Origin of the sequence: Pseudomonas lini (genome assembly GCF_964063345.1) — a bacterium.
GTDB lineage: Bacteria > Pseudomonadota > Gammaproteobacteria > Pseudomonadales > Pseudomonadaceae > Aquipseudomonas > Aquipseudomonas lini_B.
This window is the reverse complement of record NZ_OZ061318.1, coordinates 5,225,317-5,237,519: the sequence shown is the minus strand read 5'-3', so window position 1 is coordinate 5,237,519 and position 12,203 is coordinate 5,225,317. Positions and strand designations below refer to the sequence as shown.

Below are 12,203 nucleotides of genomic sequence, written 5' to 3'. Positions count from 1 at the left end.
CTCCCACAGGGTTTTGTATTAAAGCGAAGCTTGCAGCAACCAGTCCTTGAACGCTGCCATCGCCGACGTTTCAGGGCGCGACTGCAAGCGGGTCAGCCAGTAGCTGCCCGTGGTGATCCCGATGGCGAACGGTTGCTCTATTGCACCCACCGCCAGTTGTCGAGAGAACATCAAGGGCGGTGCCAGCGCAACGCCTGCCCCTTGCAGCGCCGCTTCCATCATCGCCAGCGATGAGTCGAAGACAATGCTCCGAGGTGGGGCGGCATGGACCGAAAGACCGCTAGCCTGAAACCACTCCGGCCACTCATCCGTGCGATAGGAGCGCAACAGGGTTTGTTGCAACAGATCGGCTGGTGTGTGCAATTGTCGCGCAATCTCGGGAACGCAAAGCACCGACAGCGGCGCCTCGATCAAGCGCACCGCTTCAATCCCATGCCACGCCCCCGCGCCAAAACGAATGGCGTAATCGAGGCCTTCAGCGGCCACATCCACCCGGTTGTTGTTGGTTGAAAGGCGCAAATCTATGAACGGATGTTTCGTCTGAAAATCCGTCAGACGCGGCAATAGCCAGCCCACCGCAAACGTCCCCACCGCCCCTACCGTCAACACCTCGCGAAAATGCCCACCCTCGAATCGCTCCAGGGTCTCGGCGATCCGGTCGAAGGATTCGCGCAACACCGGCAGCAGGGTTTCACCTTCGCTGGTCAGCATCAGGCCTCGGGGCAGGCGTTTGAACAAAGTCACGTTAAGCTGGGCTTCAAGGCTTTTGACCTGATGACTCACCGCCGCCTGTGTGACACACAACTCCACCGCCGCCCGTGTGAAACTCAAATGGCGTGCCGAAGCCTCGAAAGCGCGCAGCGCATTCAACGGCAGATGAGGTCGAATCATGCCCACTCCCAAAATTTTCTAATGGCTCATCCGAAATATCGTCGTTTGTCGTTCTTCGCCAAACTGCATAGATTTGGCTCGCCCAGCAAGGGACCGGCTTGAAAAACCGCTCGGAGTGTAGCGGTTAACCCAACAGAAACTCATGGAAAGTGGCTCATCATGCATAAAAAGAAACAGAAAAAACTCGCGTCCTACGGCGCTTTCGTGCTTTTCCTCGGTACCAGTCAGTGCTTTGCTGACGACCGCATCGAAGCAATCGTGAAGAACACCATCGAACCGGTGATGCAGCAACAGCAGATCCCCGGTGTTGCGGTCGCGATCACCGTCAATGGCAAACCGCATTACTTTAACTACGGCGTAGCCTCGAAAGAAAACGGCAAAGCCGTCACCGAAAACACCCTGTTCGAAATCGGTTCGGTGAGTAAAACGTTCACTGCCACCCTCGCCGCCTATGCGCAGGCGACAGGCAAACTGGCTTTGTCGGACAATGCCAGTCAGGTTCTGCCGACATTGCGTGGCAGCGCGTTCGACAGCATCAGCGTGCTGCAACTCGGTACCTACACCGCCGGTGGCCTGCCGCTGCAATTCCCCAGTGAGGCAGACCATCAGGACAAAATGCTTGGCTACTTCAAGCAGTGGAAACCGACCTACGCCGCGGGCACTCATCGCCAGTATTCAAACCCCAGCCTTGGGTTGTTCGGCTATCTGGCAGCCCACAGCATGGGTGCGCCGTTCGATGAGCTGATGGAAAAAACCTTGCTGCCGAAACTTGGCCTCAAGCACAGCTACCTCAAGGTGCCGCAGGATCAGATGACGCTTTACGCCCAGGGTTACAACAAGGACGACAAGTCTGTGCGGGTCGGACCGGGCGCATTGGATTGCGAAGCGTATGGCGTGAAAACCAGCGCCTCGGACCTGCTTCGCTATGTTGAAGCGAACATGAACCCGTCGTCGCTGGAAAAGCCCCTGCAGCAAGCCATCGCCACCACTCACACCGGTTACTACACCGTCGGCGAGATGACTCAAGGGTTGGGTTGGGAGTTCTACAACTATCCGGCAACGCTCGATACATTGCTGGCGGGCAACTCGTCGCAGATGGCGATGGAGGCTCATGAAGTCCAACCGCTGAACCCGCCGCAACCGCCACGCGATACTGTGCTGCTCAACAAAACCGGCTCAACCGGTGGCTTTGGCGCCTACGTCGCCTTTATCCCGGCGAAAGACATCGGCATCGTGATTCTGGCCAACAAAAATTACCCGAACGCCGAACGAGTGAAAATTGCTCACAAAATATTGAGTGCACTGACTGAATAATCCCGACACCCCATTGAGACCGGGCAACCACGCACCTGTGGGAGCGGGCTTAACTGATCTGCATTGAGGTAATGCCTCAATACTCATTCATCCGGCTGCTCAGGCGGTTTGGCGGGTTTCGCCGGTTTGCCTTTTGCACCTTTGGCCGGTGCAACTTCAGCCACCGGCGCTGGCACCGGTACCGTTGCTTCTTTCTCGGCCGCCGGCAACTGGTCGACGGTGCTGAAAATCTCTTTCAGCTCGACCGCATCCTTTTCAAGCTTCTTTTCGCCGTCCTTGCCGACCAGGATGATTTTGCTCTTCGCCCCGGCACCCAGCTTGAGCGAGCGGATCAAGGCCATCGTCGTTTGCGGGTCGAGGTCTTTGCCGTCGCGCTGACCCATCGTATTGATCACGGTGTAAAGCACCATATTCCGCTCGGTGAAACCCTGGCGACTGGCGGGTTCATCCAGCGACTTTTTCAGGCTGACCCAAGTGGGATCCACCGAACTGGGCGCGATGACAATCAAGGGACGGGCCTTGCCCACGTCTTTAACCAGAGGGGAATCGTCATCGGCGGCGAACAGGGGGCCGACGAAAGCCAGCAGAGTAGCCAGGGTCAAAGACCTGATGAGCATGCGCATCTCCTTTTGATATCCACGCTCTAATGATTGCGCATCGCGGCGAACGTTCCGGGTGACGCACTGCAATTGTGTTTCGCCTTGCCCCAAGCTTAGGTCAGGGCGGTCATTGCGCAACAGCCTGAGCTAATCTCATAACCTGATTCGCCGTGAGGACTTTTCCATGAGCGCTCAGCTGAACCACACCATCGTCTGGTGCCGTGACAAACAAGTCTCGGCCCGCTACCTGACCGACCTCCTCGGCCTGCCCGATGCCGAGCCGTTCGGGCCGATGCTGGTGGTCAAATTCGATAACGGTGTATCGCTGGATTTCTACAATAACGACCCGCCGATTGCCTCCCAGCACTATGCGTTTCTGATTGGCGACCAAGACTTCGATGCAGCCTTCGCTCGCCTGCAAGCGCGCAAGCAGCCCTGGTGGGCCGATCCGGGCAAGCAACGGCCGAACGAGATCAATGATTACGGCGGGGGCCGGCGGGTGTATTTCGATGACCCGGACGGGCATCTATTGGAGATTTTTACCCGGGAATAGATGCCCGTCATTAGCGCAATGCTGTTCACTTAAGCGCGACTCTCTGTCATGCCAACCTTTGTGGCGAGCGAGCTTGCTCGCGTTGGGCTGCGTAGCGGCCCCAAAAATCTGATAACAATCGTCGATTTTTGTGAGTGCTACGCACTCAAGCGGGAGCAAGCTCCCTCGCCACAGGTTACTCACTGACTCAAGACTCTTAAGTGAACAGCATTGCCGTCATTTGCATGTCATATACCGAACGGAAAGGTGTCTTCCTCGTGTTCCATGAACTCAGGCTCCGGCAATGGCGAGACCGCATGGGTTTTTTCGATCCAGACAAAAGCGTCGAACTGCTCCGCCAACACTGCCTGGAAGTAATGGCTCTGGCGCTCGGTCCTCGGGCGATAGATGACGCCGATGGCGCGCTCAAGTAACGGCTCGGCCAGTACGTCCAGCAGTTCCTCGCTGGGTGACGTTCGCCAGTCGAGCAGCGCTTTGGGGACGCCGGCCTGGAGAAACAGTTGTTCCCAGCTGTCGGCCAATGCCGGGTTCACCTGTTTGACCTGCATCGGCTCATCCCAGTCATCGGCGGCAGCGACGGTGCCGTGGTCGGTGCCCATGCCGATCAGCACTGCATGTGAGCCGTAGGCCGTGCGGCACAACTGGCCGATGTTGAACTGTCCCTCCCAACCCATTTGCGTGGCGGCGGCGTTGCCGATGTGTGAGTTATGCGCCCACACCACCGCTTTGGCGCCTGCCCCGCGATGCTCCATCAGGGTTTGCAAGGTATCGAACATGTGCAGGTCACGCAGGTTCCACGAGGCGGTCGAGCCGCGGTACATGGCGCGGTAATACTGCTCGGCGGCCCGCACGACGCGGGCGTTTTGGGTGGCGCTGAAAAACGCCTCGTCGTCGGCGACCATTGGATCAAGCCGTTCGCCCAGCAGCACATTCAATTGCTCGACCACTGCGTCCTCACACGTGGCCATATTGCCCCGCTCGGCGAAATGACCGTACAGCGCCGGGTCGTCATGCCACGGCGTCAGGCAGCTATAGCGATGGCGGGCCTCTGTCGCCAGATGCGGGTCAGTCTTTTCGAGATAGCCCAACACTTCGTCGATGGAGTGACGCATGCTGTAAACATCCAGCCCCCGAAACTCCACACGCAGCGAAGGCGTCAGCCCGCGATTATGGTGGTGCAGCCAGCGGGTAAAAGCCTGCACGGCGGTGTTGCGCCACATCCAGGTGGGAAATCGGGCGAAGGCTTGTTTTTTCCAGGCGGAGCGGCCCAGGTCGCGGACACATCGGTCGATCTGGCCGGCATCGGGCCAGTCGGCTTCTACCGCAACGATGCCGAAGCCATGTTGCTCGATCAGCCGGCGGGTGATCGCCGCTCGGGTCTGGTAGAAGTCCTGGGTGCCGTGACTGGCTTCACCGATCAGCACCACGCGGGCATCGCCAAAGCGGTCGAACAGTTCGCCGAATTCAGGTGAGTCGAGTGCAGGCAACGGTTCGACATGTCGGCGTAGCACTTCGGCTGCATTGCCGGGTGGCTCGCCTCGGGGGCGGCGGAACCGTCGCAGAAGATCGTTTACGGGGCTGTTCATGGACGTCATGACCTCATCCGAACGTGGTCATGGTTTTGACTACGTCAGCGAGAGCATGATTCCGCTAAATTCAGTGATGTATACGGTGCCGGATCAGAACGCCAGCTTGTAGCCGATCAGCACCAGCATCGTGGCCAGGCACGGACGCAGCAGTTCGTCGGAGATACGCCCGGTCAAGTGGCTGCCCAGGTAAATCCCCGGCAACGAACCGACCAGCAAGTAGCCCAAGACGTGCCAATCCATGTTGCCCATGCTTGCGTGGCCCAGGCCGGCGACCAGGGTCAGGGGCACAGCGTGAGCGATTTCGGTGCCAACCAGACGGCGGGTAGGCAGCAATGGATACAGAATGAACAGCGCGACGGTGCCCAGGGCGCCAGCGCCGATGGAGGTCAGGGCGACCATGGTGCCGAGGACCAGACCGGTGATAACGGTCAGTACATTCAACCGCGAGCCGCTGGGGTTGTAGTGGCCGCCCGCCCGTTTGTGGGCGAAATCGAGCAAGCGCTTCTTGAAGAAAATCGCCAGCGCCGTGGCGAACAGTACGAAGCCCAAGGCTTGTTTGATGACGGCATTCATCGCGTCGGGCGAGGTCTGCAAACTGCTCAGGAACCACAGCGTCAGTGCCACAGCCGGCACACTGCCGAGGGTCAGCCAACCGGTGATCGCCCAATCGATGTTCTTGTTCTTGCGATGAACCAGCACGCCGCTGGATTTGGTAATGGCCGCGTACAGCAAATCCGTACCCACCGCCGTAGCCGGGTTGACGCCGAACCACAACAGAATGGGAGTCATCAACGAACCGCCCCCGACGCCGGTCATGCCGACAATAAAGCCGACCACCAGACCTGCAACGACCAACCCGAAATTACCGAATTCCATTAATACGCCCAGAGAATCGCAGGAGAATAACCGGCTCGCAGCATAGCGATTTTTCTTATAACCAGTTATATCGATGCGGTCTATCGTTATGCCAACTCATTGAGCCGGAACACGATCTTCTTTCTTTCAAGCCCCCTGTGAGGTCGGGCTTTTTGTGGGAGCTGGCTTGCCTGCGATGCAGGCGGCTCGGTTTAACGTCGAACCGAGTTGATACCATCGCAGGCAAGCCAGCTCCCACAAAATCTCGCTCCCACAGGGGATTTGGGTTCACTACTCAAATTACTGCACCGGCAAGAAATTCAGGAACAGCAAACTCTGGGCGTAGTTGAGGCCGATCCGCCGGTAGCGTTCATCGAGCATCTGGGTCAGCAGGTCCAGCCGCGCGACGATTTTGCCGAACTCCACGGCAAAGCTCAGGTTGCTGCCCTCCTCCGAGATTTCGTTGGAAAACAGCAAGGGCTCGCCTTGCTTGTTTTGCCGCTGACTCAAGATCCAGGTGGCTTTCTCGATGTTGCGCGCGGCATTGCTGACGAAGGTCGGGTTGATCGCATCCGTCATGTAGAACTCCAGCCGATTGCCATGGGCGGTGACCAGCATGCTGCCGATGGCATAGATGAAGGCACCCACCCGGTCGCCGAGGAATTCCGGGCTCATGGCGTAGCTCAGCGCGGCGAGGTCTTTTTTGCCGCCGAGCGTGGGTAGCGGCTCTTGCTGTTCGATGGCCATGCGCACTTGTTTTTCCGCGGTGCCAACATCGAGGAAGCCGGATTTCTTCAGCTCCTCTGGGTTGCGCAGGTAGAGCTTGTTCATCAGCAGGTAGAGGCTTTCGAGGTTGTCACGCATCGTCAGGGTCGCCATACGGTCGACGCTTGTCTGGAGGAATTCCTGAGGTTGGCCGTTGCGAAACTGGCTGACGATATCGTTGCCCGGCTGATGGCTGCAGCCACTGGCGAAGAGCATCGACAGGCCAATCAGCAGCCAGCAATAACGGCGAATGTGCGGGGTAAAGCGGGGTAAAACTCGAGCCATGGGTTCTTGAACTTGGGCATGGGCCGGCGGTGGGGATCGCCGCGGGCTGGCCAAGGATAGAACCGTGAAAGCTGGAAAAGTGCAGTGCCGGTGGTCCGTAAACGTTGATCACCGTGAAAGCGGCCGCATATTAGTCATACTTTATAATTGCAACACTGCCTGAATAAGCTATAAATCCTTCCTTGATCGCGTTAATACTCGATTATTAGCATGACTACTTCTCACAAAACAACAAAAAGGAAGGTCAACCATGCTTCAATCTCGATACCTGCTCTCCGGCCTCGGACTGTCCCTGATGATCGCCACCCTCCCCGCTCACGCCGCCGGTTTGTCCAGCGAACACAAAGCCTTCGGCAAAACCAATGACGGCACGCCCGTCGAGCAATACATCTTGCGCAACAGCCATGGCCTGCAAGCCACGGTCATTACCTACGGCGGGATTCTGCAGTCGCTGAAAGTGCCGGACAAAAACGGCAAGCTCGACGATGTGGTGCTGGGCTTCGATGATGTGCAGGGTTATCAAAGTGGCACCGCGTACTTCGGCGCAACCATTGGCCGCTTCGGCAACCGCCTGGCCAATGGCGCTTTCGAACTGGACGGCAAACGCTATCAAGTGCCACTCAACGACGGTAGCAATTCACTGCACGGCGGGGCCCAGGGTTTCGACAAACGTGTGTGGAAAGCCGAACCGAGCAAAGGCAAGGATTCGGTGGGCGTGACCCTGACGTATCTGTCGGCGGGCGGTGAAATGGGGTTCCCGGGCAACCTTAAAACCGAAGTCACCTACAGCCTCACCGAGAGCAATGAGCTGCGCATCGAGTACAAGGCCAGCACCGACAAGCCCACAGTGCTGAACCTGACCAACCACAGTTATTTCAACCTGGCCGGCGCGGGCAACGGCGACGTCCTGAAGCAACTTGCGACTTTGCATGCCGCCCGCTACACACCGGTCACCGGCAAACTGATCCCCACCGGTGAACTGGCCCCGGTCGCCGGCACCCCCATGGACTTCACCCAACCGACCGCCATCGGTCAACACATCAAGGCTGATCACCCGCAACTGAAGTTCGCCGAACCGAAACAAGGCGGTTTCGATTTCAACTGGGTACTGGACGCCAAGGGGGATCTGGGCAAACTCGCTGCTGATGTCAGCGATCCGCAATCCGGGCGCCGGTTGCAGCTCTACACGACTGAACCGGGTGTGCAGTTCTATACCAGCAACTTCCTCGATGGGACGGTCAAGGGCAAGGCGGGCAAGATCTATCCGCATTGGGGGGCGTTTACTCTGGAGACTCAGCATTATCCTGATTCGCCGAACCAGCCGAACTTCCCGTCCACACGGCTGGATCCGGACAAGCGCTATAGCCAGACTACGGTGTATAAGTTTTCTACCCTGTAGATCAAAAGATCGCAGCCTTCGGCAGTTCCTGCACCGGCCCCCAATATCGGGTATGCCCCCGTCCCTGTAGGAGCTGCCGCAGGTTGCGATCTTTCGACATGTCCATGGAACCACCGGGCTATTTTGCTGCCAACTGAAGTATCGATCGGGCTTCGGTAAGGAGGATTCATGCGTACTCTTGAGCTGGCCGGCATCCATGTGCCGGTCATCGGCCAAGGAACCTGGCGCATGGGAGAGGAACGCTCCCGACACACAAAGGAAGTTGCAGCGCTGCGTTTGGGCATCGAGTTGGGCATGACCCTGATCGACACCGCTGAAATGTACGCCGAAGGAGGCGCTGAAGAGGTGGTGGGTGAAGCCATCGCTGGCAGGCGCGACCAGGTTTTTCTGGTCAGCAAGGTCTACCCCCACAACGCCAGCTGCCTAGGCATCCCCCAAGCCTGCGAACGTAGCCTACGGCGTTTGAAAACCGATTACATCGATCTTTACCTGTTGCACTGGCGCGGCGAGTATCCCCTTGAGGAAACCGTCGACGCCTTCGAACGCCTGCGTGAAAGCGGCAAAATCGACCGTTGGGGCGTGTCCAATTTCGACCTGGACGACCTGGAAGAATTGGCCTCGCCCACCTGCGCCACCAATCAGGTGCTGTATAACCTGGAAGAACGCGGCATCGAGTTCGATTTGCTTCCCTGGAGCCAACACCAAAGGATGCCGGTGATGGCCTATTGTCCGATCGGCCAGGGCGGGCACATGCTGGCCAACTCAACGCTCAAGCAGATTGCCGCCCGTCACGAGGCGACACCCGCGCAGGTAGCGCTGGCATGGATTCTGCGTCAGGACGGCGTGATCGCCATCCCCAAGGCGGTCCGTCCCGAGCATGTGCAGCTCAATGCGCAAGCGGCGCAATTGCGGCTTGAAGTCGGGGATCTGGAGGCGCTGGACCAAGCTTTTCGCGCGCCACAACGCAAGCAGCGGTTGGCCATGGTCTGAGCCATCGCGGTTCTGTCAGAGGGCATCGGCATGAGAAGTACCGATCAGCTCGACTCTTTCAACTTGCCACGCTTCGTCCAGGCGCAGGACCCTGTGTTCGAGTGGGTGCAGGAGGAACTGCGCGCCGGCCAGAAGCGCCGGCACTGGATGTGGTTTATCTTTCCGCAGTTTTCCGGGTTGGGTGACAGCGAGATGTCCCGCTACTTTGCCATTCGCTCCAGCGAAGAAGCCACGGCATACCTGGAGCATCCGTTGCTGGGGCCACGCTTGCGTGCCTGCACGCAATTGGTCCTGGACGTTCCTCATCAGTCGATCGCCAAGATTTTCGGCCATCCCGACAACCTCAAGTTTCACTCATCGATGACGCTGTTCGCCCAGGTTTCGCCAAAAGGCAGCCTGTTCCATCAGGCGCTGGATCAGTATTTTCATGGCATACCGGATGGCTGGACGTTGTCGCTGCTGGACTCAAAACAGGCCCAGTTGCCCCCCAATCAGCGTTGAGAAATCGTCATCCACGAACGGCAGGATCGCATCCGCCACCGGTTGCAGCTGCCGAGTGACGTAATGGTCGTAGTCGATGGGCGCGCTGCGGATTTCCAGCGGCTCGGGGCCGGCGACGGTGATGACATAACTGATCCAGCCGCCGTTCTGATATTGACGCGGACGTCCCTGCTGGTCGTTGTAGTCGTCGGCGATTCGCGCGGCCCTCACGTGGGGCGGCACGTTGCGCTGATAATCGTCGAGGGTACGGCGCAGGCGTTTGCGATAGATCAGGCGCTCGTCGAATTCACCGGCCAATGTCTTGCGCACATAGTCACGCACATAATCCTGATAGGGTTTGCGATTGAAGATGCGCAGGTACAGCTCCTGCTGGAATTGCCGGGCCAATGGCGACCAGTCGGTGCGCACGGTTTCCAGGCCCTTGTAGACCATTTCATCGGTGCCATCGGCGCGGGTGACCAACCCGGCATAGCGCTTCTTGCTGCCCTCCTCGGCGCCACGAATGGTCGGCATCAAAAAGCGCTTGTAGTGGGTTTCGAACTGCAACTCCAGGGCACTTTCCAACCCGTATTGCTGTTTCACATGCTCACGCCACCACTGGTTGACATGGTCCACCAGCGCGTGACCGATCTGCGCGGCTTCTGCCTGGCCGTGGGGGCGCCGGAGCCAGACAAAGGTCGAGTCGGTGTCGCCATAGATCACCGCATGGCCCTGTGCTTCGATCAACTGGCGGGTGCGCAACATGATCTCGTGTCCGCGCAAGGTGATGGACGAGGCCAGCCGTGTATCGAAGAAGCGGCAACCGCTGGAACCGAGGACGCCGTAGAAGGCATTCATGATGATCTTCAGGGCCTGGGACAGCGGCGCGTTGTGTTCGCGCTTGGCGGTTTCACGACCTTCGGCGACCCGGGCGATGATCGCCGGCAGGCAATGCCGGGTTCTTGAAAAACGTGCACCGCGAAAGCCCGTCACCGACTCGCTGTCGTCGGGATGCTTGAGCCCTTCGATCAAGCCCACCGGGTCGATTAGAAAAGTGCGGATGATCGACGGATAGAGACTTTTGTAGTCGAGTACCAGCACCGATTCGTACAGCCCTGGTTGCGAGTCCATGACAAAACCGCCGGGGCTGGCCTGCGGTGGTTTGCCGCCGAGGTTCGGCGCGACGAAGCCCTGCCGGTGCATCAACGGCATATACAGGTGAGTGAACGCCGCCACCGAGCCACCGCTGCGGTCCGCCGGCAAACCGGTGACGCTGGCGCGCTCGAGCAGGAAGGTCAGCAACTCGGTCTTGGCGAAGATCCGCGTCACCAGTTCACAGTCCTTGAGGTTGTACTTCGCCAGGGCCGGTTTGTCCTCGGCAAACATGCGATTGATTTCGTCCATCCGCTGGTAGGGGTTGTCGATCGACTTGCCTTCGCCCAACAGGGTTTGTGCGACGTTTTCCAGGCTGAACGAGGGGAAGCTCCAGGTCGCCGAGCGCAGCGACTCGATGCCGTCGATGATCAGCCGGCCGGCAGCCGAAGCGAAGTAATGATTTCGGCTGCCATGCTCGCGCCAGTGCATTTCTTCACCGCCACGCCCCAGTTTCAGCGGCACCGCCAAGCGACGAGCATGCTCGTGCAGTACGCGCAGATCGAACTGCACGACGTTCCAGCCGATGATGGCGTCGGGGTCGTGCCGGGCGAACCATTCATTGAGTTTTTTCAGCAGCAGGGTTCGCGAGTCGCAGTATTCGAGCTGGAAATCCACCTCGCTGTCATCGCCATTGGGTGGCCCGAGCATGTACACCTGACGCTCGCCGCAGCCTTCCAGGGCGATGGAATACAACTCGCCCTGAGCGGTAGTTTCGATGTCCAGCGAGACCAGTCTGAGATTCGGTCGGTAGCCCGGATCGGGTTTCATTTGCGCGTCGAGCAGCAGGTCTTCGGCGTTGGGTGTGCCACCAAACAAAACGGGGGCGGTGATGAAACGCTCCATCATGTAGCGTTCCGGCGGGCGGATGTCGGCCTCGAATACATCGACGCCTGATCTGCGCAGCGCCGTTTCAAGACGCATCAATTGACCGTGCTGCTGGCAATACAGGCCAAGCACCGGGCGATGTTCGAAGTCCAGCAGTGCCAAGGGCTTCAGCTCGAGGTTTTTCTCGCCGCGCAGCAGCGCTTCGGCTTGCTCGCGTTGGGCTGCCGGAATGAACGCTACCGACGGTTGATGCGGCAGGCGGATGCGTCGGGGACCGGCATCGGTCGCCAGCCAGAACTCGACTTCCGTGCCGGCCGGGGTATCGCGCCAATGCCGCGTCAGGACGAAGCCCTGCTGTAAATCCACCACTGCGATCTCGATAATTGGTTCAGAGGCATGATTCTACGCGCCATTGGGTAACCGTGTGGATGCATCGGGACAGGTGCTGCCCCTTTTCACCTGTCATATCTGACAGGTTACATACCTCTCGTGCGTTGATAGCA

General features: G+C 58.8%; 11 protein-coding genes. 5 read left to right on the top strand and 6 right to left on the bottom strand.

The window, feature by feature from the left end; genetic code table 11:
• Positions 1-18 precede the first annotated feature (18 nt).
• Positions 19-891, bottom strand: a complete 873-nt coding sequence (locus AB3226_RS23750; RefSeq protein ID WP_367374855.1) for a LysR family transcriptional regulator — start codon at positions 889-891, stop codon at positions 19-21.
• Between the two features lie 159 nt (positions 892-1,050).
• Between AB3226_RS23750 and ampC the strand changes: the two genes are divergently transcribed.
• Positions 1,051-2,205, top strand: coding sequence for a class C beta-lactamase (gene ampC / locus AB3226_RS23745; protein ID WP_367374854.1), 1,155 nt, complete (start codon positions 1,051-1,053; stop codon positions 2,203-2,205).
• An 83-nt stretch (positions 2,206-2,288) separates the two neighbouring features.
• Here the strand turns inward: ampC and AB3226_RS23740 are convergent, their stop codons facing one another.
• Positions 2,289-2,822 carry a DUF4174 domain-containing protein gene (locus tag AB3226_RS23740; RefSeq protein ID WP_367374853.1) on the bottom strand — a complete coding sequence of 178 codons (534 nt, stop codon included), beginning with the start codon at positions 2,820-2,822 and terminating at the stop codon, positions 2,289-2,291.
• 166 nt (positions 2,823-2,988) lie between these two features.
• Here AB3226_RS23740 and AB3226_RS23735 point away from each other — a divergent pair, with 166 nt between their 5' ends.
• Entirely contained in the window at positions 2,989-3,357 is a 369-nt protein-coding gene (locus tag AB3226_RS23735) for a VOC family protein (RefSeq protein WP_367374852.1), read from the top strand.
• A gap of 227 nt (positions 3,358-3,584) precedes the next feature.
• Here AB3226_RS23735 and AB3226_RS23730 read toward each other — a convergent pair whose 3' ends face one another.
• The 3 genes from AB3226_RS23730 to AB3226_RS23720 all read right to left on the bottom strand — a co-directional run bounded on the left by AB3226_RS23730 (position 3,585) and on the right by AB3226_RS23720 (position 6,851).
• A complete protein-coding gene (locus AB3226_RS23730) occupies positions 3,585-4,943 on the bottom strand; it encodes an erythromycin esterase family protein (protein WP_367374851.1) in 1,359 nt (452 codons plus the stop codon).
• A 93-nt stretch (positions 4,944-5,036) separates the two neighbouring features.
• Entirely contained in the window at positions 5,037-5,822 is a 786-nt protein-coding gene (locus AB3226_RS23725; RefSeq protein WP_123720376.1) for a sulfite exporter TauE/SafE family protein, read from the bottom strand.
• 279 nt (positions 5,823-6,101) lie between these two features.
• The gene (locus tag AB3226_RS23720; RefSeq protein ID WP_367374850.1) at positions 6,102-6,851 is read right to left on the bottom strand and encodes a hypothetical protein; all 750 of its coding nucleotides are present in this window, start codon (positions 6,849-6,851) and stop codon (positions 6,102-6,104) included.
• A gap of 250 nt (positions 6,852-7,101) precedes the next feature.
• On the opposite strand from AB3226_RS23720, the gene AB3226_RS23715 reads away from it, so the two are divergent.
• From AB3226_RS23715 to AB3226_RS23705, 3 genes are all read left to right on the top strand, one after another.
• Positions 7,102-8,250, top strand: a complete 1,149-nt coding sequence (locus AB3226_RS23715) for an aldose epimerase family protein (RefSeq protein ID WP_367374849.1) — start codon at positions 7,102-7,104, stop codon at positions 8,248-8,250.
• 168 nt (positions 8,251-8,418) lie between these two features.
• The gene (locus AB3226_RS23710; protein ID WP_367374848.1) at positions 8,419-9,240 is read left to right on the top strand and encodes an aldo/keto reductase; all 822 of its coding nucleotides are present in this window, start codon (positions 8,419-8,421) and stop codon (positions 9,238-9,240) included.
• A 30-nt stretch (positions 9,241-9,270) separates the two neighbouring features.
• Positions 9,271-9,741 (top strand): DUF1810 domain-containing protein, encoded by a 471-nt coding sequence (locus AB3226_RS23705; protein ID WP_038982373.1) that lies wholly within the window; start codon positions 9,271-9,273, stop codon positions 9,739-9,741.
• Here AB3226_RS23705 and AB3226_RS23700 read toward each other — a convergent pair.
• Entirely contained in the window at positions 9,706-12,066 is a 2,361-nt protein-coding gene (locus AB3226_RS23700) for a DNA polymerase II (protein WP_367375837.1), read from the bottom strand. The genes AB3226_RS23705 and AB3226_RS23700 overlap by 36 nt on opposite strands.
• Positions 12,067-12,203 lie beyond the last annotated feature (137 nt).